Below are 21,437 nucleotides of genomic sequence, written 5' to 3'. Positions count from 1 at the left end.
CCGTTATTCGTCGGGGGTACTGGCCTCGGCGATCGGCTGCTGCTCGGCGGCGGCGGCCTCATCTTCGGCGGCCTTGGCCTCACGGCCCGCCGGGCTGCCGACGGACGCGCCCGGATGGGTCTCGGTGGCATGGTCGCCGTCGCAGTTCAGCGCCACCTGGGTCACGTCTTCTTTGTATTCGAAGTAGGTGTCGGACGTCTGCGGCACCAACTGCCGAACGGTCCAGGCATTGGTGACGATGCACTCGTCGCGCGGCAACCGGCTACCCACGCTGACGGCGACATGCGCCGTGCCGCCACCATCCTCGATGGCGCTGACCGCATCACTGTATGTCTGTCCCACGACGTCCGGCGCCGCCTGAGCCGCCCCCGCCCCCATCACCGCGAACGCAAAACCCGCCGCGGACATGCCGATAGCGCTTCCGAACCCGATCGCGATCTTCATATGGCCCGACCTTCCCCGTCCGGCGATCTCTCCCGGAGAGGTGGGGCGACGGCGCTTCGGGCCGTACGTATCAGCAACCCCGCGGTCCGCGACAAGGTGTCACGGCAACACTCTTTGGGAGCTGACCAGGATTTTAGTCGGCAGCGGGGCTCACATCGAGTAATTAACCCTTACTCGTCGGGGGTGCTGGCCTCGGCAAGGCCTTCCTGCTCGGCGAGCTGGGCCTGCTGCTCGGCATACGCCTGCTTCGCTTCCTCGAGATCGTCTGCAGCCTTGGCCTCGCGGCCTGCCGGGCTGGCGACCGAAGCGCCCGGATGGTTGGCAGTGGCGTGCGCACCGTCGCAGTTCAAAGCAACCATGACCTCGCCGGAGGCGTGACTACCGTCACGCACGAACGGCGCGTCCCACGCGTTGGTGACGATGCAATCCCCCTGGGACAGCTTGCTTCCCACAGTGACCGCCACCTTGGCGCTGGAACCGCTATCCTCGATCGCGCTCGAGGCGTCCGAGTAGGTCTGACCCACCACGTCAGGAGCTGCGGCTGCCACGCCGGCACCGAACAGCAGGGATACGGCCGCACCGGAGGCGAACACGGCTCCGGCACCGACGACAGACATTTTCACGTGTGCCCAACCTCCGAGCGTGGGTATCCGACAGATGTTCGTGCGGATCCTACCGGTGCACCGCGCGCGGCGCAGGGCTCGCGAAACAGGGCTCGCACGACACCAGCGGGGCAACTTGATGTCACCGAGTTACACAGATATATTGACTGCTACCAACAGGTACAGATAACTGAGCGTCCCCGAGACGCGAGGAGGGTGGAGCACATGTCGCAGGAATACACCGACCTGCAGCTCCTGCATGAACTTGAGCCTGTCGTAGAGACCAGCATCAACCGCCACATGCGGATGCGTAAGGACTGGAATCCGCACGACTTCATTCCGTGGTCGGATGGCAAGAACTACTACGCACTCGGCGGGCAGGACTGGGATCCCGAGCAGTCCAAGCTGTCAGAGGTCGCCAAGACCGCGATGATTCAGAACCTGCTCACCGAGGACAACCTGCCCTCGTATCACCGCGAGATCGCGATGAACATGGGCATGGACGGCGCCTGGGGCAACTGGGTCAACCGCTGGACCGCCGAGGAGAACCGCCACGGCATCGCCCTGCGCGACTACCTCGTGGTGACCCGCGCCGTGGACCCCGTCGAGCTGGAGGAACTGCGCGTCGAGCAGGTCACCCGCGGCTTCTCGCCCGGCCAGAACCAGCAGGGCGATCTGTTCGCCGAGAGCCTGTTCGACTCGGTGATGTATGTGTCGTTCCAGGAACTCGCGACCCGCGTCAGCCACCGCAACACCGGCAAGGCCTGCGACGACCCGATCGCCGACCAACTGCTGCAGCGCATCTCGGCCGACGAGAACCTGCACATGATCTTCTACCGGGACGTCTCGGCGGCCGGGCTCGACATCGCCCCCAACCAGGGCATGGCCTCGCTGCACCGGGTGCTGGACAACTTCAAGATGCCCGGATACACGGTGCCCGACTTCCGCCGTAAGGCCGTCATCATCGCCGTCGGCGGCGTCTACGACCCGCGCATCCACCTGGACGACGTGGTGATGCCGGTCCTGCGCAAGTGGCGGATCTTCGAGCGTGAAGACTTCACCGGCGAGGGCGCCCGACTGCGTGACGATATCGGCCGCATCGTCGAGGAGCTCGAGGACGCCTGCGACAAGTTCGAGGTCGCCAAGGAGCGTCGCCTCGAGCGTGAGCGCAAGGTCGCCGAGAAGAAGGCCATGAAGAACCTGCTGGTGTCGTCCTCGTCGCCTGCATGACGCTGACGGCCCCACCCCCTGCAACAGCAGCGTCGGCCCGATCCCAACTGCGGATCGGGCCGTTCGCGTTGCCCAGTCCCGTTGTGCTCGCCCCGATGGCCGGGGTGACCAATGTGGCGTTCCGCACACTGTGCCGCGAGCTCGAGATCGCCCGCGCCGGAACCGTCAGCGGGCTGTACGTGTGCGAGATGGTCACGGCGCGGGCCCTGGTCGAGCGCCATCCGGTGACCCTGCACATGACGACGTTCGGGCCCGACGAGTCACCACGGTCGCTGCAGCTCTACACCGTCGATCCGGAGACCACCTACCTCGCTGCCAAGATGATCGCCGACGAGGGCATGGCCGATCACATCGACATGAATTTCGGCTGCCCGGTACCCAAGGTCACCAAGCGTGGTGGCGGCTCGGCCCTCCCGTACAAGCGTCGCCTGTTCGGCCAGATCGTGGCGGCCGCGGTCCGTGGTGTCGCGGGCACCGATATTCCGGTGACGGTGAAGTTCCGGATCGGCATCGACGACGCCCACCACACCCACCTGGACGCGGGACGGATCGCCGCCGAGGAGGGCGCGGCAGCCGTCGCACTGCACGCTCGCACTGCGGCACAACGTTATTCGGGTACCGCCGACTGGGATCAGATCGCGGCACTGAAAGCCCATGTCACCGGTATCCCGGTGCTGGGCAACGGCGACATCTTCGAGGCCGACGACGCGCTGGCGATGATGGCCGCAACCGGCTGCGACGGCGTGGTGATCGGCCGCGGCTGCCTGGGCCGGCCATGGCTGTTCGCCGAACTCTCGGCAGCCTTCAACGGGCGCCCCGCTGCCACCCCGCCGAATCTGGGCGAGGTGGCCGACATCGTGCGCCGCCACGGCGAGCTGCTGAGCGAGCACTTCGGCGAAGACAAGGGCATGCGCGATATCCGAAAGCACGTGGCCTGGTACATGCACGGGTTCCCCGCCGGCGCCGACCTCCGGCGCGGGCTGGCACTCGTCAAGACCCGGGCCGAACTCGACGCACTGCTCGACCAACTGGACGGCGACGCCCCGTTCCCGCCCGCGGCCACCGGTCCGCGCGGGCGCCAGGGCTCGGCCGCCTCGGTATCTTTGCCCGAGGGGTGGCTCGACGATCCCGACGACTGCGCGGTGCCGGCCGGAGCCGACGTGATGCATTCCGGAGGCTGAGCTGCGCTCGCTCCGAGACGACATCGAGACGGCACTGTCACCGGGTTGGGTCTAGCTCAGCCTCAGGGTGGCTCAGTACGATGAAAACCTTGCCGCGGCCGGCTCAGGTAGCCAGTCCGGCACAGTGCTGCTAGAAGAGATGAGGAGAAAACCTCAGCAGCACCCATTCACACAACGCAGGAACGATGCGCACCGACGCGCACGGGCAAGTTCGAAGAGTCGGAGGCCGGTAACGACATGAGTGACGGTGATAACGCCACTCCCGGCCGTCGGCGCCGCTCCCCGGAGGATTCGTCGGACAACCAATGGATTACCCGATCCCGTGAGCCTTTGCCAGGCGCCGCGCCGTGGGAACGCCAGGATGCGCCGTCACCCGATGATTCGCCCCTCGATGAACCCACCGGCAGTCACGCCGACGGGGTAACTGTCGCCGATCTGATCGCCAAGGTCGCCGGAACCGGGTACACACCGAGCCGTCACCGGCTGGAACCCGACGAGCCCGAGCCCGAGCCAGACCTGGAGCCGGCCCACGCCTGGGATCCCGAGCCCGAACCGGACCTGGAGCCGGCCCACGCCTGGGACCCGGAACCCGAACACGACCAGGAGCCCGCCCACGCCTGGGACCCGGAACCCGAGGTCGAAGCCGAACCCGAACCCGAACCTGCGTATGCACCGGCGTATGTCCGCCCGCCGGTACCCGACCCGACCGACGTGATCGAAGCGGTGCGGATCGACGCCGAACTCGACGAACCCCGGGATTCACCAGAGGCCGAGGAGTACCCGGAGCCTTTCGAGGAACACTTCGAGGACTCGCCGGATCACCGCGAGATCGACGTCGAGAACACCGACGTATTGCCGGCCCTGGCGGTCTATGAGTACGACGTGCCCAAAGCGCGCCCGTCGTGGCGGGTCCGCCCGACGTCGGCGGACGAGCACGATTCGGAGGACGATCGCGCCGACACCGACGAGATCGAACGGGTGCGGCCACCGATCAACCGCCGCGTGATGCTGGCCGGCCGAGCCGCCGCGGCGATACTCGCGGTCCTCACCCTGGTACTGACCGGCGGGGCCTGGCAGTGGCAGAGCTCGAAGAACAACAGCCTCAACAAGGTGGCTGCACTCGACCTCAATTCGCGCGACATCGTCGACCCCAACGCCCAGTTCGGTGACGAGAACTTCCTGATCGTGGGCACTGACAGCCGGTTCGGCGAAAACGGCGGCATGGGCGCTGGCGGCACCGAGGACGCCGGCGGTGCCCGGTCGGACACGATCATGCTGGTGAACATCCCCGCCGACCGGCGGCGTGTGGTCGCCGTGTCGTTCCCGCGTGACCTCTCGATCACTCCGATGAAGTGCGAGCCCTGGAACGCCGAGTCCGCGACATACGGTCCGCTGTACGACGAGGAGACCGAGACCTACGGCCCGGACGAGGTCTACACCGAAACCAAACTGAACTCGGCCTTCGCCTTCGGCGGTCCGAAATGCCTGGTGAAGGTGATCCAGAAGCTGTCCGGCCTCTCCATCAACCGGTTCATGGCCGTCGACTTCGCCGGCTTCTCGAAGATGGTCGACGCACTCGGCGGGATAGAGGTGTGCAGCACCACGCCGCTTGAGGACTACGAGCTGGGCACCGTGCTGGCCAACGCCGGTCGTCAGACGATCGACGGCCACACCGCGCTGAACTACGTGCGGGCCCGCCAGGTCACCACCGAGTACAACGGGGACTACGGCCGCATCAAACGACAGCAGCTGTTCCTCTCGTCGCTGCTGCGCACGCTGATCTCCCGGGATACCTTCTTCTCGCTGAACAAGCTGAACAACGTGGTCAACATGTTCATCAGCGACAGCTTCGTCGACAACATCAGAACCAGGGACCTCGTGGACCTCGGGCAGTCGGTCCAGGGGGTCAACGCGGGCCGGATCACGTTCGTGACGGTGCCGACCGTGGGTTACGCCGACGAGTACGGCAACGAGGTCCCGCGAACAGACGACATGCGTTCCCTGTTCGACGCGATCATCAACGACGATCCGCTCCCCGGCGAGAAGAACCCGGACAACACCCCGGTACCCGGCACTCCCGAATCGGCGACGTCGTCCGTCCAGGCTGCCGCTCCCCCCGAAGCATCAGCGACGCCCTCGTCGGTTCCGGCGCCTGCCCCGGCCACCGACAGCGGTGAGATGGTCAACGCCATCACCACCGAACCGCAGCAGGTCACGGTGCAGGTGTCCAACTCGACGGGCCAGAGCGGCCTGGCCTCCACCGCGGCCACCGAACTGCAGGAACACGGCTTCAACGTCAATACCCCCGATGACTACCCGAGCACGCTTCCGGCGACCACGGTGTTCTTCTCCCCCGGGAACGAGGAGGCGGCCGCGACCGTGGCCAGCTCCTTCACCAACCCGACCATCGAGCGGGTGACGGGCATGGGCAGCGTGGTGCAGGTAGTGCTGGGCTCTGATTTCTACACGGTGAACGCCCCGACCCCGAGCGGGTCGGAAGTACAGGTGCACGTGCTCAAAGGCACCGGCGCCAGCCCGACGCATCTGCCCGAGGACCTGACCGTCACCAACGCCGCGGACACCACCTGCGAATAGGCCGGTGACCCGCATGGACGGCATTCACCGTTCGTTCACCGTTGCATCGTGACGACACGGCCGCTGACCGCCTAATCTTGCAGCATGCGTACCCAATACCACGAGCAGCTACATTCACTCACGGACCAACTCGGAGCCATGTGCGAGTTGGCGGGTACCGCGATGGAGCGCGCCACCCAGGCGCTGCTGCAGGCCGATCTGGCACTTGCCGAACAGGTGATCAGCGATCACGACCAGATGAGCACGCTGAGCACCCAGGCCGAAGAGTCTGCGTTCGTGTTGCTCGCGCTGCAGGCGCCGGTTGCCGGTGATCTGCGCTCGGTGGTGGGTTCGATTCAGATCGTCGCCGACGTGGACCGGATGGGCGCGCTGGCGCTGCATGTGGCCAAGATCGCGCGCCGGCGCCACCCGCAGCACGTGCTGCCGGAGGAAGTGAACGGCTACTTCGCCGAGATGGGCCGGGTGGCGGTCGAATTGGGGCACGCTGCCCGTGAGGTGCTGCTCACCCAGGATCCGGAGAAGGCCGCGCGGATCCAGGAGGAAGACGATGCGATGGACGACCTGCATCGCCACCTGTTCTCCGTGCTGATGGACCGGGAGTGGAAGCACGGCGTGACCGCTGCCGTCGACGTGACGTTGCTGAGCCGCTTCTACGAGCGCTTCGCCGATCACGCCGTCGAGGTGGCCCGTCGGGTCATCTTCCAGGTCACCGGCTCCTACCCGGAAGACGACTCCGTCTCCTCGAAGTAGAACTCAGGTCCGGTCGGTGGGCGGCACGAGGCGGACCCCGTCCTTGTGCGCCCCGGCCAGGTCCCCCAGGACCTTCGTCAATACCTGCAGTTCAGCGCCGCTGTAGCGCAGCAGGAACTCGCGCGTCCCGCGGTTCATCTCGTCATGCAGTTGCCGGTGCACGTCGGCGAGGAGTTCACCGTCGGCGGTCAGACCCAGTTCGATCTCCTTGCGGTTACCCGGTACCGGCGTGCGTGCCACGAGGCCGGCCTCGACCAGCCGCTGTACGTGCTTGGACACCGTGCCCTTGAGCCGGCCCGAGCGCGCCGCCAACCCGACCACACTGACCGGACCCTCGGCGATCTCGGCCAGCAGGTGCATCGACGACGTCGGTAGCGTCCGCACCGCCTGCTCCAGGTGCTGCGGGCATCGGGCGGCCATGAAGTCGCGCTCCGCGTCGCCGTCCCCGTCGTTACCGAGCCGATCGCCCACGGTGGCCACCAGTGCCGTGATGGCGTCGATCAGCTCGAGTTTGGTTTTCACGGAAACTATCTTGCCACCCACCGCCGCGGTGCGTAGATTGTTTCCATAGAAACCATATCTGCAGAAACCAAAGGAGTCGCCATGTTGGCTGCCCTGGTCACCGAGTGGGGCCGACACCCCGTCTACACCGAGGTTCCCGAACCCGAACCGCACGATGGCGCCGAGGTGGCCGAGGTCGAGGCGTCGGCCCTGACCAACCTGACCCGAGCCCTGGTTTCAGGAAAGCACTACGCCAGCAAGGAGATTCGACTCCCGGCCATTCCCGGCGTCGACGGCGTGGTCCGGCTCGCCGACGGCCGTCGGATCTACACCGGGGCGCTGGGGCCCTCCGGCATGATGGCGCAGCGCGCGCCGGTCCATCCAGACAGTGGCGTCGAGATCCCCGAGCACGTCGACTCAGTGACTGCCGCCGCCCTGCCCAACCCGGGTATCTCGGCCTGGACCGCACTGGCGTACGCCGCGGCCGTCAAGCCCGGCGATCACGTGCTGGTGCTGGGCGCCACCGGCGTAACCGGTTCGATGGCAGTTCAATTGGCCACTGCCATGTTCGGCGCCGGGAACGTGGTGGCGGCCGGACGCAACACGGAACGCCTGGCCTGGCTGCGGTCGGCCGGGGCACACGCGACCATCGCCATGGGTGAGCAGGACCTGGGTGCCGTGGTCGCTCAGATGCACGCCGAGCGCCCGTTCGACGCCGTACTCGACTACCTGTGGGGCGGGCCCGCCGCGGATGTGCTCACTGCCCTGGCCGGCAGCCATCCGGCCGCGCACTACCACCCGACCCGGTTCGTGCAGATCGGGTCGATGGCGGGGCCGACGCTGCCCCTGGACGCCGGGGTGCTGCGCGGCACCGGGATCACCCTCGGCGGGGTCGGCATCGGCAGTGTCCCGCCCGAGGTCCTGATCAAGGCCCGTACCGAGGCGCTGCCGGAGTTGTTTCAGATGGTCGCCGACGGCCGGCTCGAATTACGCACCCAGCCAAGGGCATTGGCCGACGTCGCCAGGGTGTGGGACGCCGGCGAACCGTCGGGAACCCGGGTGGTGCTGACGCCCTGATTTCGGATCGCGAGCAGACGCGCAGGTACCCGGTTTCTTTGGAAACACGGCACCTGCGCGTCTGCTCGCGGAAAAAACTCAGCCGAAGCGGCCCGAGATGTAGTCCTCGGTGGCCTTCTGGGTGGGGTTGGAGAAGATCTTCTCGGTGTCGTCGATCTCGATCAGCTTGCCGGGCTTACCGGTGGCCTCGAGGTTGAAGAACGCGGTCTGATCGCTCACCCGGGCGGCCTGCTGCATGTTGTGAGTGACGATGACGATCGTGAAATCCTGCTTGAGCGTGGAGATCAGGTCCTCGATGGCCAGCGTCGAGATCGGGTCGAGAGCCGAGCATGGCTCATCCATCAGCAGGACATCGGGCTGGACCGCGATCGCGCGGGCGATGCACAACCGCTGCTGCTGACCACCGGAGAGGCCACCGCCGGGCTTGTCGAGGCGGTCCTTGACCTCATTCCACAGGTTCGCGCCGCGCAGAGAGCGCTCCGCCACCTCGTCCAGGGTCTTCTTGTTGCGCACGCCCTGCAGCTTCAGACCGGCCACCACGTTGTCACGAATCGACATGGTGGGGAACGGGTTCGGACGCTGGAACACCATGCCGATGGTCTTGCGCACGCCCACCGGATCCACCCCGGCGCCGTAGATGTCCTCACCGTCGAGCAGCACCGAGCCCTCGACGCGGGCGCCGGGGATCACCTCGTGCATCCGGTTCAGCGTCCGCAGCACCGTCGACTTACCGCAGCCCGACGGGCCGATGAAAGCCATCACGCTGCGCGGCTGCACCGACAGCGAAACCTCGGCAACCGCATGGAACGCGCCGTAATAGATGTTGACGTCCTTGAGATCCAGCCGCTTGGCCATGGATATTTCCTACACCTTCTTGGGGGAAAAGAGTTTGGCAACCGCGCGAGCGCCGACGTTGAGCAATGCGATCAGCAGGATCAGCGTCAGCGCCGCACCCCACAGCCGGTCGGTGGGCACCGGATTGGCGCCTGCCCCCGCCGAGATCTGGTCGTACATCATGCCCGGCAGCGATCCCATGAACCCGCCGAACATGTCGAAGTTCATCGCCTGCGCATAGCCGACGAGGATCAGCAGCGGCGCGGTCTCACCCATCACCCGGGCCAGTGACAGCATGACCCCGGTGACGATGCCCGACAACGCCGTCGGGATCACGATGCGGACGATGGTCTTCCATTTCGGCACGCCCAGCGCATAACTCGCCTCGCGCAGATCCATCGGGACGATGCGCAGCATCTCCTCGGTGGCCCGCACGATAACCGGAATCATCAACAGCACCAACGACAGTGACACCGCGAACCCGGATCGGCCGAATCCCAACGTGGCCACCCACAACGCGTAGATGAACAGTGCGGCGACGATCGAGGGCACACCGGTGAGGATGTCCACCATGAACGTGGTGACCTTGCCCAGGCGGGTACCTCCGCCGTACTCGACCAGGTACACGCCCACCATCACGCCGATCGGAATGGAGATCAGCGAACACACGATGCCTTGCAGCAGGGTGCCGACGATCGCGTGGTAGGCGCCGCCGCCTGCGGTGAACGTCGTCATCCCGGCCTGGGAGTTGGTGAACCACGTGGCTGAGGTCAATGCGCTCCAGCCGCGGACGATCACCGAGTACAGCACCCAGGCCAGCGGCACCAGGGCGACGAGCAACGACAGGGTCACCAGCACTGTGGCGACGTGGTTGGTCAGCTTGCGGCGCAGACTCACGCCCTGGAACACAGGCGCCTTGACCGGCCGCTCAAGCGTGGAGGTCACGAGCGCCCCTTCCCGGACACCGCAGCGCGGGCCAGCGAGTTCACCACGAAGGTGAGGATGAACAGCACCAGGCCGGCGGCAATGTAGGCGCCCGCCTTGTACTGATCGTTGAATTCGCTTGCAGTGGCGGCGATCTTGCTTGCGAAGGTGTAGCCGCCGTCGAACAGCGACCAACTGAACGCGGTCTGGGTGCCGCGCAGGATGATCAAGAGCGCAATGGTCTCACCGAGCGCGCGACCCAGACCGAGCATCGCGCCACTGACGTAGCCGGACAACCCGAATGGCAGCACCGTCGTGCGCACCACTTCCCAGCGGGTGGCGCCGAGCGCCAGCGCGGCCTCGATCTGGCCGCGCGGGGTCTGGGTGAACACCTCGCGAGTCACCGCGGTGATGATCGGCAGGATCATCACCGCCAGCACGATGCCTGCGGTGAAGATGGTGCCGCCACCGGCCACCGAGGCGTTGCCCGTCTTGAACAGAAACAGCCAGTCCAAGTTCGTATTGAGCCACACGGCAAAGGGTTTGATCGCCGGCGCCAGTACGTACAGGCCCCAGACGCCGTAGACGATCGAGGGCACCGCCGCGAGCAGGTCCACCAGATAGGCCAGCGGACCCGCCAGCCGTCGCGACGAGTACTGGGTCAGGTAGATCGCGATGCCCAGGGCCACCGGCATCGCCAGCACCAGGGCGAACAGGGAGACGAAGACCGTCACCTGCAGCAGGTCGAAGATGCCGAAGTGCATCGCGGAGGTGTCGGTGGTGATCCAGTTGCCGCCGTAGAGGAAGAAGTTCTCCTCGTTACGGACCAGCGCCGGAACCGCGCGCCAGAGCAGGAACACCCCGATCGCCGCGATCAACGCAACGATCAGGATGCCCGAACCTTCGGCGAGGCCACGGAAAATTCGGTCGCCAAGGCGAACCTTGGCTCCCTTGGACGGATTGGTGGATATAGGCGCCGGCTCGGGGTGGGGGGAGGCGAGCGTCTCCCCCGACCCCGAATCAGCTGGATTCGGCGTTGTCACTGTCGTCCCGTCGGGGCCCCTGGTTGTCATGCGGTTGGTAAATCCATCCTCGCCCAAATCCGTCCTCTAAAGCCAGTCCGGCTACTAAGCGATGGCCTCGACCGAGGTCAGCAGGCGCTGCTTGAACTCGTCAGGCAGCGCGATGTATCCGGCCTGCGACAGGCTGGCCTGGCCCTCGTTGGCGGCCACGGTGAGGAAGGACTTCACGGCCGCCGCGGTCTCGGCGTCGTAGCCCTTGGAGCAAACGATCTCGTAGGTGGCCAGCACCAGCGGGTAGACACCGGCTTCCTTGGAGGCGTACAGCGCGTTCAGGTCGAGCACGAGGTCCTTGCCCTCACCCTTGAAGGTGGCGGCGCCGACGGCCTTGGTGGTCGACTGGTCGTCCAGCGCGACCGCACCGGCGCCACTGTCGATCTGGGCGTAGGGCAGGCCGGCGGCGGCGGCCGGGCTCTTCTCGACGTAGCCGATCGAGCCGGGGGTGGCCTGGACGGCCTGCACGACGCCGGAGGACTTCTGCGCACCCTCGCCGGCACCGCCCTGGAACTCCTTGCCCGCGCCCTTGGTCCAGGTCTGCGGAGCGGCGGCGGCCAGGTACTTCTGGAAGTTGTCGGTGGTGCCCGAGGAATCCGACCGGTAGATCGGCTTGATGTCCAGGTCGGGCAGGGTGGTGCCGGCGTTCAGCGCGGCCACCGCCGGATCGTTCCACTTCTTGATCTGGCCCTGGAAGATCTTGGCGAGCACGTCGGGGTTCACCACGAGCTTGTCGACGCCTTCGACGTTGTAGGCCAGCGCGACCGGGCCGAACACCAGCGGCAGGTTCCAGGCCTCGTTGCCGCCGCAGCGCTCGGCGGCCTTGGCGACCTGATCGTCCTTGAGCGCCGAGTCGGAGCCCGCGAAGTCGACCTGCTTGGCGATGAACTGATCCACGCCTGCGCCCGAACCGGTCGGGTTGTAGGACAGGTTCTTGCCGGAGCAGACCTGGCCCCAGACCTTGTTGAACTCAGCAATGGCGTTCTGCTGCGCCGTCGAGCCCTCGCCCGTCAGAGCGTTCTTGCCGCCGCACTCGGCCGACGACGCCGAGGTGCTGCCCGCGGCCGAGGAGCTGGTTCCTGCAGCGTTGTTGTCGCTGCCACAGGCGGTCAGCGTGAGTGCCGCGATCGCCGTCGCGGAAAGCGCGACACCGAACGGCTTGCCAATGCTCATGAGCTTCACTTGTCCCACTTTCAGTTGACGGCTTCGAACTCTCCGGCAACGTATTCGGCCGCAGTGGACGGCTCGCGGACAACAGGTGAATCAGCAGTGAATAGGTTCAGCGTGTTCACAGCTAAACGGGTTAACCGGCGGCGTACGCCGCGTCGACACCGAACACCTCGAAACCCAAGTTTCGGTAGGTCGCCACGGCCGCCGAGTTATCTGCCTCGACGTAAAGTAGCACCGTCGGCAGGGACCGCTCGGCGAGGTGGTGCAGACCGAGCAGGGTGAGTACCGAGCCCAGGCCTCTGCCCTGCGCGGCAGGGTCGACGCCGACGATGTAGACCTCGCCGAGACCCTCGTCGTGCACTTTCGTCCAGTGGAAGCCCAGCAGTGCGCCGGTGCGCTCGTCGAACGCCTCGAACAGACCGTCGGGGTCGAACCACGGCTCGCGTCGCCGTTCGTCGATCTCCTGTTCGGTCCAGCCGCCCTGTTCGGGATGCCAGGAGAAGGCAGCGTTGTTGACCCGCAGGATCTCGGCGTCGTCCTGGGGACCGGCATAGGTACCGATCCGCACGCCCTCGGCGGTGCGCAGCGGCGGCAGGTCGCTCAGCGGGCGACGCATCTGCAGCAGTTCGCGAGCCACCTTGAGGTCGAGCGTGGCCGCCAGGGCGCGGGCCGCCTCGAGGTTGCCGTGCGCCCAGATGCGGGTGCCGGCCCCGCCCTCGGCGAGCCCGGCACGGGCCAGCGCCGCACCGATACCGCGCCGTCGGGCGTCCGGATGCACCACCAGTTCGGCCATCGCCGGGTCGTCGGCGCCGGCCGGGGCCAGGTTCAGGTACCCGACGAGTTTTGTCCCGTCGGTCGCCAGCAGGTGACGGGTCCGGTCGAGGCCAAGCTCGCGCAACACCTGATCTCCGACCGGGGCCACGCCGTCGACCGCGGTGGCTGCGCCGATGAGTTCCTGGATCCGAGCCTGTTCGGCATCTGACAGCCCGGTTCGCCAGTCGAGTTCGGTCACTGGCTGGGCAACCGCCCGGCGAGCGGCTCGTCCGCATCGTCCGTTGCCGGCTCGAAGTCGTCGTCGCCGTGATCGTCGTCGGGGGCCGCTTCTCCGGTCCCGGCTGCCCCGCCTGCGGGGGTGCGGCCGCGCGACGGGCGTACCGCTTTGTACCCGACGTTGCGGACGGTGCCGATCAGCGCTTCGTACTCGGGGCCGAGCTTGGCGCGGAGACGACGGACGTGCACATCCACGGTGCGGGTGCCGCCGAAGAAGTCGTAGCCCCAGACCTCCTGCAGCAGCTGCGCACGGGTGAAGACCCGTCCGGCGTGCTGCGCGAGGTACTTGAGCAGCTCGAACTCCTTGTAGGTGAGATCGAGGGGACGTCCACGCAGCCGGGCCGTGTAGGTGCCCTCGTCGATCGCGAGCTCACCCAGGGTGATCTTGCCGGCGTTCTCCTGGCTGGCACCCCCACCACGCCGGCCGACCAGGAGCCGCAGCCGGGCGTCGATCTCGGCCGGGCCGGTGCTGGGCAGCAGGATCTCGTCCAGGCCCCATTCGTGGTTCACCGCGACCAACCCGCCCTCGTTGATCACCGCGACGACCGGGACCGAGGTGCCCGTCGTTCCCAGCAGTCGGCACAGACCGCGAGCGGCCGCGAGATCGGTCCGCGCGTCGACGATCGCCACATCGGCACTGCCCGCCTCCAGCAGCGACGACACCTCGGTCGGCGCCGTGCGCACAGTGTGGGCCAGCAGCGTCAGGGAGGGCAGCACCGACTCCGGATGCGGGTCGACGGTCAGTAGCAGTAGATCCAACGGGGTCCTCCGGCGCGCCGGGCAATCACTTCCTGCGATCGCCCGGACCCCGATGTCCACACGGTCGGATTCATGACTGACATGTAGCCGTTACCGGCCCTTTGTGTTCTAACGATAACGCCTCACCTGCTGATCAGCCGCGCCGAACGCTTCCATCCGATGGACGTGGGCGACAATGTGCCGGTGCGCAAACTGCTGATCGGGCTCACCGCGACCGTGACCGCGCTTGTCGTCGGCGTCGTCGGCACGGATTTCGGTTCGGCGATCTACGCCGAGTACCGACTGGCCCGCAACGTACGCAGCGCGGCCGACCTCAGCTGGGATCCGTGGGTCGCGATCTTGGGTTTCCCGTTCCTGACCCAGGTCCGCAACCACCGTTACAGAGAGATCGAGATCCGTGCCGCCGGCGTCGACCACCCCGTGGTCGGCAGAGCCTCGCTCGAGGCCACCCTGCACGGCATCGATATCAGCGGCTCGTCGTGGCTGATCCCGCCGGACGCGAAACTGCCGGTCAAGAAGGCCGAGAGCCGCATCATCATCGACTCCACGCACATCGGCCGGTTCATGGGCATCGACGACCTGCTGGTGGAGGCTCCGGCGCGGGAGACCAACGACGCCACCGGGGGCACCACCGAGTCCGGCATCTCCAGCAGTCAGGGGCTGGTGTTCACCGGGACCCCGAAGGGTTCGGGACTGGACAAGCGGGTCAGCGTCTCGGTGGACCTGTCGTTCGCCGACCGGGACGACACCACCCTGGTGCTGACCGCGACCGGGATCCTGACCGGCCCAGGAACCGCCGACGAGCCCGTACCCGACGAGAAGACCGCGGCGGTGCTGGCCGAGTTCAGCCACACCATCACCGGGCAGAAGCTGCCGTTCGGCATCGCCCCGACCACCGCGGGCGCCCGGGGCTCGGACGTGATCATCGAGGGCATCGCCTCGGGAGTAACCATCGACCTGGCGGGGTTCAGACAGCCATGAGCTCTTCGATGGTGCTGGCGATCGTGGTGCTGATCGCCGCCCTCGGGGTGGCCTACGTGGTCGGTCGCCTCATCACGCTGCGGGCCGGCCTCATCAGGGCGGGCAAGGAGGCCGCCGACATCGACACCAGCGACCTGGGCTTGTCCGACACCGGCCCGACGGTGCTGCACTTCACAGCCGAATGGTGCGGACCCTGCGCCGGGGTACGACGCGTCGTCGACCAGGTCTGCGCCGAGCTGCCCGAGGTTGCCCACGTCGAAATCGACATGGACACCAATCCCGAAGCCGCCAGGCGGCTTTCGGTCCTGTCGTTGCCCACGACCATCATCTTCGACCGGGACGGGCGGCCCCGATACCGCACCAGTGGGGTTCCCAAGGCCGCTGACCTGCGCTCGGCGCTGGAGCCACTGTTGGCCTGACCCGACGGTTATTGGGTAAGCTGTCGGTCGTGTCAGCCCGCCTTGAGCTTGTGCTCACCAAGCGCCGCGCAGTCGATCTGTGCCGCGTCGCGGGTTGCTGCTGTTGTTGTTGCTGTTGAGCGCAGCCGCGCGCTTTCGCGCGCCCGCTCGGGCCTTGTGCCCTGAGCCTGCACACAACCGGACCTTCGACAACAACAGGAGTTCGTTCCATGTCTTCGACATCAACCCGCCCCACCGCTGGTGTACAGCCTGCTCAGGTGGACGTGCGGGGGCCGCGGTTCGCCGCCTGGGTCACCACCGCGGTCCTGATCGGCACGCTGCTCGTCGCCGGGGTGAGTGAGCCCGCGGCCGCGGTGCTGCTGGGCGCACAGGCGGTGGTGTTCGCGATCGGCGCGGCCCGCGGCCCGCGCCAGCATCCCTACGGCCGGCTGTTCGCCACGCTCATCGCGCCGCGCCTGGCACCGGTCACCGAACGCGAGCCGGTTCCGCCACTGAAGTTCGCCCAGTTGGTCGGCTTCGCGTTCGCGGTCGTGGGTACCGCGGGGTTCGCCTTCGGCATCACCGCACTCGGCCTGACCGCCACCGCTTTCGCGTTGGTGGCAGCCTTTCTCAACGCCGCCTTCGGCATCTGCCTGGGCTGCCAGATCTACCCGCTGGTGGCGCGGTTCCGTCACGTCCCCAGTCCTGCATGACGCCCACCTGACAACTCAAATCTGAAGCAATCGAAAGGAATTCGTACATGGCACGTTCCGACGTCCTGGTCTCGACCGAATGGGCCGGGAACAACCTCGATACCCCTGGCGTGGTGTTCGTCGAGGTCGACGAGAACACCAGCGCCTACGACGACGAGGGCCACATCCCCGGCGCCGTCAAGCTGGACTGGAAAGACGATCTGCAGGACGCCGTCAAGCGTGACTTCGTCGACCAGCAGCAGTTCTCGAAGCTGTTGTCCGACAAGGGCATCAGCAACGACGACACGGTGATCCTGTACGGCGGCAACAACAACTGGTTCGCGGCCTACGCGTACTGGTACTTCAAGCTGTACGGCCACAACGACGTCAAGCTGCTCGACGGCGGCCGCAAGCGCTGGGAGCTCGACGCCCGGCCGCTGGTGAAAGAGGCGCCCCACCGTGCCTCTACGTCGTACGCCGCCCTGCCCCTGGACAACAACATCCGGGCCTACCGCGACGACGTCATCGCCGCGATCGGCGAGAAGAACCTGGTCGACGTGCGTTCGCCTGACGAGTTCTCCGGCAAGATCCTGGCGCCGGCGCACCTGCCGCAGGAGCAGAGCCAGCGGCCCGGGCATATCCCCGGCGCCATCAACGTTCCGTGGAGCAAGGCAGCCAACGAGGACGGCACCTTCAAGTCCGACGAGGATCTGGCCAAGCTCTACGCCGCGGCCGGTCTCGACGGCGAGAAGGAGACCATCGCCTACTGCCGGATCGGTGAGCGTTCCTCGCACACCTGGTTCGTGCTTCAGGAACTGCTGGGACACCAGAACGTCAAGAACTACGACGGCAGTTGGACGGAATACGGCTCCCTGGTGGGCGCCCCGATCGAGTTGGGAAGTTGATATGTGCTCTGCACCGAAGCAAGGACTGACGTTGCCCGCCGGCGTCGACCTGGAGAAGGAAACCGTCATCACCGGTCGCGTGGTGGACGGCTCCGGCCAGGCGGTCGGCGGCGCCTTCGTGCGCCTGCTGGACTCCAGCGACGAGTTCACCGCTGAGGTCGTCGCGTCGGCCACCGGTGACTTCCGGTTCTTCGCCGCTCCGGGCACCTGGACGCTGCGCGCCCTGTCCCCCGCGGGCAACGGCGACGCCAGCGTGGCCCCGACGGGCGCAGGCATCCACGAGGTCGACGTCAAGGTCGCTTGATCGCTTGATCCCGCTCGAACGTGGGCTTGTGTACGAGGATTTGCACGTATCTCGCACACAAGCCCACGTTCGACGTGTATAGGGGCGTCCCGACCCGGGGCGCCGACACCTTCGACAAGGAACTAGACTCACTCCCGTGGTGCTCTTCTTCGAGATAATGCTCGTCGCGGCCGTCGTGGTGATCACGTGGTTCGCGTTGTACGCGCTGTACCGCCTCGTCACTGACGAGTCGTGACCTCCGACCGAGACATTCCAGCCGAGGCCTCCGTCCGTGAGCCCGGCTCAGGTGACCGAGCCATAGCGGCCGCCGCTGAACGGGCCAAGGCCACGGCCGCCCGTAACATTCCGGTCTTCGATGACCTCCCGGTTCCCGCCGATACCGCCAATCTGCGCGACGGCGTCGAACTGAACGACGCGCTACTGGCACTGTTGCCGTTGGTCGGCGTCTGGCGCGGTGAAGGCGAAGGTCGCGACACCCACGGCGACTACCGGTTCGGCCAGCAGATCATCGTTTCCCATGACGGCGGCGACTACCTGAACTGGGACTCCCGGTCGTGGCGACTGAACGAATCGGGTGAGTACGACTCTCCTGGCCTGCGTGAGACCGGCTACTGGCGATTCGTGACCGATCCCGAGGATCCCGCCGGCCGCGACGAATCACAGGCCATCGAACTGCTGCTGGCCCATTCGGCCGGCTACGTCGAACTTTTCTACGGCAAGCCCCTGACGCAGGCCTCCTGGGAACTGGTCACCGATGCACTGGCCCGCAGCAAGTCCGGGCTGCTGGTGGGGGGCGCCAAACGGTTGTACGGCATCGTCGAAGGCGGGGATTTGGGCTACGTGGAAGAACGTGTAGACGCCGACGGAGGCCTGGTGCCGCACCTGTCGGCCCGACTGTCCCGGTACGTCGGCTGATGCGCCGGCCGATCATCGCGGCAGGTCTGCTTGCCGCGGCAGCGATTCTCGGAGCGTGTTCGTCAGAGGGGCCACAACCGGCTCCCACCGAGCCGCCAGCCGAGCACGGCAACTACGCGCACTGCTTGTCCGAGCACGGCGTGCCCGTTGCGCCTGGCCCGGTCGCCGGGCCACCGGACGGTGTCGACCAACAGACCTGGCAGCAGGCCGTCAAGGCATGTTCGACGCTGGCGCCCGGCCCTAGCTAGTTCGCGCCACCGCGGTACCGGTTTCAGCCGCCCCCAGATATGGGGCGGCCCCCGAGCCTTGGTACCTGGTTGGACAGACCGAGGGGCTCGGGGGCCGGGTGGCTGCGGGGAATTCGCCAGCGCGCGCAGGCAATATCCCCGGCGCTGCTAGCGGGCAGCCACCTCACATGTCCATAAGTCACTCAATTTGTCGGACCACCTCCTTCCCTGTGTGATCACGAAGCTACCCCCGTCCGCTCACGCCGACAAGCGATTTACGCACAGCTCAGCGGTCACTGAGAATCGCCGCGTCTACCAGGCCGGAGATGTCGGCGGCCAGTGGCGCATCGGGCAGCGGTCGGCCGTCCAAAGTGTGCACCCGAGCTGCGAGGGTGATGCTGGAGATCAGCCAAACCCCTTGTGCGGTAAGCAGGTCCGCAGGCTTGAGGGCACGGAAGTCGCAGTCGTAACCCTTGTTGCGGGCCACCTCGAACAGTGCCTGCTGGGTGGTGCCGCGCAGGATCGGATACCAGGGCGGCGGGGTGAGCAGCAGGGGCTGGCCATCGTTGTCCTCGGTCGCGATGACAACGGTCGACCGAGGACCTTCCAGCAGATAGCCGTCTGAGCTCACGAAGATCACGTCGCCGGCGCCCTGACGTTCGGCGTGCCGCAGCGCGGCCATGTTCACCGCGTAGGACAGGGTCTTGGCACCCGCGGCCAGCCACGGCATGTCGCCGGCACCCAGCGGCAACCCGCGGTCCAGGGTGATCGCCGCCAAGCCGTCGCGCCGCACGCCGGCCACCCGATCGGCCAGGGCACCGATGGTGACGAACGCGGTCGCCGGGCCACCGCTTTCGCGCCCTCGGCTGTACACCAGGCGCAGTACGCCGTCGTCGTCGTGGTCGGCGATCCAGCACTCGGTCGCCAGCGCCACCGCCGCCCGCCAGGCGTCCAGATCCGGAACGGGCAGATCCAACATCTTGGCGGATTGGGACAGTCGGGCCAGGTGCGGCTCCAGGAGGCACGGCCTGCCGTCACGCACCAGCAGCGTCTCGAAGACCCCGTCTCCGCGCACCGCGGCCAGGTCGTCGGCGTGCAGCAGCGGGGCGTTGGGGTCGTGGATCTGCCCGTCAAGGGTGACCAGCACGGCTGGTGGGCTCGCCATGGGGTCCCAGCGTAGTTTGCGCCTGCGAGCAGCTTGGGCGAAGAGCGACAAACGTACAGTTGGGCTATGACTGCACTTCCGTCAGCGGTTCCGGCGCCCGAGGCAGGTCCCGACGCCGGCGCCGTCTGGCATTACGGTGATCCGCTCGGTGAACAGCGCGCAGCGGCAAGCGCCGCGGTCCTGGTGGATCGGTCGCACCGGCCGGTCCTCACACTGACCGGTAAGGACCGGCAGACGTGGCTGCACAGCATCTCCAGCCAGCACGTCAGCGCATTGCCGGACGGTGCGGTCACCGAAAACCTGAGCCTGGATCTGCAGGGCCGTGTCGAAGATCACTGGATCCAGACCGAGCTCGCGGGCACCACCTATCTGGACACCGAGCCGTGGCGGGGCGAGCCGCTGCTGGCCTACCTGCGCAAGATGGTGTTCTGGGCCGACGTGCAGATCGAGCCGGCCGACCTGGCGGTGTTGTCACTGCTGGGGCCCGGGTTGGCCGACGAGAAGGTACTCAAGGCCGTGGGTGTCGAGGAGCTGCCGCAGGAGTCGACAGCGGTGGCGCTGCCCGGCGGCGGTTTCCTGCGCCGGTTGCCCGCACCCGGCATCGAACTGGACCTGGTGGTGCCACGGGAGTCCATCACGGACTACACCCGGCTGCTCGCCGATGCCGGGGTCCGGCCGGCCGGGGTGTGGGCCTATGAGGCACACCGGGTGGCGACCGCACGGCCGCGGCTCGGCGTCGACACCGACGAGCGGACCATCCCGCACGAGGTCGGTTGGATCGGCGGACCCGGCGTCGGGGCCGTGCACCTGGACAAGGGCTGCTACCGCGGCCAGGAGACCGTCGCCCGCGTGCACAACCTGGGCAAACCACCCCGGATGTTGGTGATCCTGCAGCTCGACGGTTCCTCGGACCGCCCGGTCACCGGCGATGTAGTGACCGCGGGCGGCCGCAATGTCGGCCGCATCGGCACGGTCGTCGAGCACGCTGACGAGGGCCCGATCGCATTGGCCCTGGTCAAGCGGGGAATACCGGCGGACACCGAGCTGGTCGCCGGGGAGCAGGCGCAGGCACCGGCCGTGATCGACCCCGATTCCATGCCGGAGGCCGACGCCACCGCCGGGGCGGGCCGCGCGGCAGTCGACCGACTCCGGGGCCGTTAGGCCGTGAAACTGCTCACCAGCACGTAAACTCACCCGGTCAACGACGACGTGACGACCGTCTCATCGCCCCTTCGGCGAACCTGGTGACGGTCGCCCAGCCGTGCAACGACGCAGGGCAGCCGGGCCCCGGCCACTCGATGTGCGGCAGGGCCTGACAGCACTTCTCGAACGGGCACGGTAAAGTGTTGGCAGGACAATAAAGACACACAGATCGGAGCCGCCTAGCTATTGGGCCGCTCCGTTATTGCGCGAGGGGGTCCCCCATGGGCCGCGGCCGGGCGAAGGCAAAGCAGACCAAGGTTGCACGTGACCTGAAGTACAGCTCGCCGAATACCGACTTCAGTCAGCTCCAACGTGAGCTGTCGGGATCTCCCGATTCCGGTGACGCGAATGACGACGCCGAAGACTGGTCGGGCGAGGATGACTGGCGGCGCTGAGCCGTCGACAACTCCGTTGTAGAACCTAGACACAGGTCGCGCTGATAGCGCACGTCGCTTAT

The 21,437-nt window shown here is 67.0% G+C and carries 25 protein-coding genes; 15 read left to right on the top strand and 10 right to left on the bottom strand.

What is annotated here, in order from left to right; translation table 11 throughout:
• Positions 1 to 3: 3 nt before the first annotated feature.
• Together AC4LGL_RS01810 and AC4LGL_RS01805 are read right to left on the bottom strand one after the other, a co-directional pair.
• A complete protein-coding gene (locus tag AC4LGL_RS01810) occupies positions 4 to 444 on the bottom strand; it encodes a hypothetical protein (RefSeq protein ID WP_491837348.1) in 441 nt (146 codons plus the stop codon).
• Between the two features lie 170 nt (positions 445 to 614).
• Positions 615 to 1,061, bottom strand: coding sequence for a hypothetical protein (locus tag AC4LGL_RS01805; protein WP_491837560.1), 447 nt, complete (start codon positions 1,059 to 1,061; stop codon positions 615 to 617).
• Positions 1,062 to 1,271: 210 nt separating this feature from the next.
• Here AC4LGL_RS01805 and AC4LGL_RS01800 point away from each other — a divergent pair, with 210 nt between their 5' ends.
• From AC4LGL_RS01800 to phoU, 4 genes are all read left to right on the top strand, one after another.
• The gene (locus tag AC4LGL_RS01800) at positions 1,272 to 2,276 is read left to right on the top strand and encodes an acyl-ACP desaturase (RefSeq protein ID WP_491837347.1); all 1,005 of its coding nucleotides are present in this window, start codon (positions 1,272 to 1,274) and stop codon (positions 2,274 to 2,276) included.
• Positions 2,277 to 2,323: 47 nt separating this feature from the next.
• Positions 2,324 to 3,457: a tRNA dihydrouridine synthase DusB gene (dusB, locus tag AC4LGL_RS01795; RefSeq protein WP_491837559.1), complete on the top strand. Its 1,134-nt coding sequence runs from the start codon at positions 2,324 to 2,326 to the stop codon at positions 3,455 to 3,457.
• A 237-nt stretch (positions 3,458 to 3,694) separates the two neighbouring features.
• Positions 3,695 to 6,052 carry an LCP family protein gene (locus tag AC4LGL_RS01790; protein ID WP_491837346.1) on the top strand — a complete coding sequence of 786 codons (2,358 nt, stop codon included), beginning with the start codon at positions 3,695 to 3,697 and terminating at the stop codon, positions 6,050 to 6,052.
• 84 nt (positions 6,053 to 6,136) lie between these two features.
• Complete coding sequence (gene phoU, locus AC4LGL_RS01785; RefSeq protein ID WP_064884804.1) at positions 6,137 to 6,802, top strand: phosphate signaling complex protein PhoU; 666 nt, start codon at positions 6,137 to 6,139, stop codon at positions 6,800 to 6,802.
• A 3-nt stretch (positions 6,803 to 6,805) separates the two neighbouring features.
• On the opposite strand, the gene AC4LGL_RS01780 is transcribed toward phoU, so the two are convergent.
• Entirely contained in the window at positions 6,806 to 7,324 is a 519-nt protein-coding gene (locus tag AC4LGL_RS01780; protein WP_491837345.1) for a MarR family winged helix-turn-helix transcriptional regulator, read from the bottom strand.
• A gap of 81 nt (positions 7,325 to 7,405) precedes the next feature.
• On the opposite strand from AC4LGL_RS01780, the gene AC4LGL_RS01775 reads away from it, so the two are divergent.
• The gene (locus AC4LGL_RS01775; RefSeq protein WP_491837344.1) at positions 7,406 to 8,380 is read left to right on the top strand and encodes a quinone oxidoreductase family protein; all 975 of its coding nucleotides are present in this window, start codon (positions 7,406 to 7,408) and stop codon (positions 8,378 to 8,380) included.
• 78 nt (positions 8,381 to 8,458) lie between these two features.
• Here the strand turns inward: AC4LGL_RS01775 and pstB are convergent, their stop codons facing one another.
• The 6 genes from pstB to AC4LGL_RS01745 all read right to left on the bottom strand — a co-directional run bounded on the left by pstB (position 8,459) and on the right by AC4LGL_RS01745 (position 14,190).
• A complete protein-coding gene (pstB, locus tag AC4LGL_RS01770; RefSeq protein WP_055117691.1) occupies positions 8,459 to 9,235 on the bottom strand; it encodes a phosphate ABC transporter ATP-binding protein PstB in 777 nt (258 codons plus the stop codon).
• A gap of 9 nt (positions 9,236 to 9,244) precedes the next feature.
• The gene (gene pstA / locus AC4LGL_RS01765; RefSeq protein ID WP_491837343.1) at positions 9,245 to 10,159 is read right to left on the bottom strand and encodes a phosphate ABC transporter permease PstA; all 915 of its coding nucleotides are present in this window, start codon (positions 10,157 to 10,159) and stop codon (positions 9,245 to 9,247) included.
• Positions 10,156 to 11,211 (bottom strand): phosphate ABC transporter permease subunit PstC, encoded by a 1,056-nt coding sequence (pstC, locus tag AC4LGL_RS01760; protein ID WP_491837342.1) that lies wholly within the window; start codon positions 11,209 to 11,211, stop codon positions 10,156 to 10,158. Before pstC ends, pstA begins: the two co-directional genes overlap by 4 nt.
• A 54-nt stretch (positions 11,212 to 11,265) precedes the next feature.
• On the bottom strand, positions 11,266 to 12,393 hold the full coding sequence (gene pstS / locus AC4LGL_RS01755) for a phosphate ABC transporter substrate-binding protein PstS (RefSeq protein WP_491837341.1): 1,128 nt from the start codon (positions 12,391 to 12,393) through the stop codon (positions 11,266 to 11,268).
• Positions 12,394 to 12,514: 121 nt separating this feature from the next.
• The gene (gene mshD / locus AC4LGL_RS01750) at positions 12,515 to 13,393 is read right to left on the bottom strand and encodes a mycothiol synthase (RefSeq protein ID WP_491837340.1); all 879 of its coding nucleotides are present in this window, start codon (positions 13,391 to 13,393) and stop codon (positions 12,515 to 12,517) included.
• Positions 13,390 to 14,190 carry a winged helix-turn-helix transcriptional regulator gene (locus AC4LGL_RS01745; protein WP_491837339.1) on the bottom strand — a complete coding sequence of 267 codons (801 nt, stop codon included), beginning with the start codon at positions 14,188 to 14,190 and terminating at the stop codon, positions 13,390 to 13,392. Before AC4LGL_RS01745 ends, mshD begins: the two co-directional genes overlap by 4 nt.
• Positions 14,191 to 14,355: 165 nt before the next feature.
• Here AC4LGL_RS01745 and lmeA point away from each other — a divergent pair, with 165 nt between their 5' ends.
• The 8 genes from lmeA (at position 14,356) to AC4LGL_RS01705 (ending at position 18,633) form a co-directional block, all read left to right on the top strand.
• Positions 14,356 to 15,171 carry a mannan chain length control protein LmeA gene (gene lmeA, locus AC4LGL_RS01740; protein ID WP_491837558.1) on the top strand — a complete coding sequence of 272 codons (816 nt, stop codon included), beginning with the start codon at positions 14,356 to 14,358 and terminating at the stop codon, positions 15,169 to 15,171.
• A complete protein-coding gene (locus AC4LGL_RS01735; RefSeq protein ID WP_491837338.1) occupies positions 15,168 to 15,590 on the top strand; it encodes a thioredoxin family protein in 423 nt (140 codons plus the stop codon). The genes lmeA and AC4LGL_RS01735 overlap by 4 nt, the downstream gene beginning before the upstream one ends.
• Before the next feature lie 29 nt (positions 15,591 to 15,619).
• Positions 15,620 to 15,709 carry an Ms5788A family Cys-rich leader peptide gene (locus AC4LGL_RS01730; RefSeq protein ID WP_350222965.1) on the top strand — a complete coding sequence of 30 codons (90 nt, stop codon included), beginning with the start codon at positions 15,620 to 15,622 and terminating at the stop codon, positions 15,707 to 15,709.
• Between the two features lie 90 nt (positions 15,710 to 15,799).
• Positions 15,800 to 16,282: a DUF4395 domain-containing protein gene (locus tag AC4LGL_RS01725; RefSeq protein WP_491837337.1), complete on the top strand. Its 483-nt coding sequence runs from the start codon at positions 15,800 to 15,802 to the stop codon at positions 16,280 to 16,282.
• Between the two features lie 47 nt (positions 16,283 to 16,329).
• Positions 16,330 to 17,166: a sulfurtransferase gene (locus tag AC4LGL_RS01720; protein ID WP_491837336.1), complete on the top strand. Its 837-nt coding sequence runs from the start codon at positions 16,330 to 16,332 to the stop codon at positions 17,164 to 17,166.
• Position 17,167: 1 nt separating this feature from the next.
• Positions 17,168 to 17,470, top strand: coding sequence for a DUF1416 domain-containing protein (locus AC4LGL_RS01715; RefSeq protein ID WP_003884652.1), 303 nt, complete (start codon positions 17,168 to 17,170; stop codon positions 17,468 to 17,470).
• Positions 17,471 to 17,701: 231 nt separating this feature from the next.
• Entirely contained in the window at positions 17,702 to 18,385 is a 684-nt protein-coding gene (locus tag AC4LGL_RS01710; RefSeq protein WP_491837335.1) for a heme-binding beta-barrel domain-containing protein, read from the top strand.
• Positions 18,385 to 18,633 carry a hypothetical protein gene (locus tag AC4LGL_RS01705; protein WP_491837334.1) on the top strand — a complete coding sequence of 83 codons (249 nt, stop codon included), beginning with the start codon at positions 18,385 to 18,387 and terminating at the stop codon, positions 18,631 to 18,633. Before AC4LGL_RS01710 ends, AC4LGL_RS01705 begins: the two co-directional genes overlap by 1 nt.
• A gap of 265 nt (positions 18,634 to 18,898) precedes the next feature.
• On the opposite strand, the gene AC4LGL_RS01700 is transcribed toward AC4LGL_RS01705, so the two are convergent.
• Positions 18,899 to 19,777: an aminodeoxychorismate lyase gene (locus AC4LGL_RS01700; RefSeq protein ID WP_491837333.1), complete on the bottom strand. Its 879-nt coding sequence runs from the start codon at positions 19,775 to 19,777 to the stop codon at positions 18,899 to 18,901.
• Between the two features lie 66 nt (positions 19,778 to 19,843).
• On the opposite strand from AC4LGL_RS01700, the gene ygfZ reads away from it, so the two are divergent.
• Positions 19,844 to 20,938 carry a CAF17-like 4Fe-4S cluster assembly/insertion protein YgfZ gene (gene ygfZ, locus AC4LGL_RS01695; RefSeq protein WP_491837332.1) on the top strand — a complete coding sequence of 365 codons (1,095 nt, stop codon included), beginning with the start codon at positions 19,844 to 19,846 and terminating at the stop codon, positions 20,936 to 20,938.
• Between the two features lie 263 nt (positions 20,939 to 21,201).
• Positions 21,202 to 21,375: a DUF3073 domain-containing protein gene (locus AC4LGL_RS01690; protein WP_082449106.1), complete on the top strand. Its 174-nt coding sequence runs from the start codon at positions 21,202 to 21,204 to the stop codon at positions 21,373 to 21,375.
• Positions 21,376 to 21,437: the final 62 nt, after the last annotated feature.

It is taken from the genome of Mycolicibacterium arcueilense, from assembly GCF_058536225.1.
This window is presented reverse-complemented; position numbering and strand designations above follow the sequence as displayed.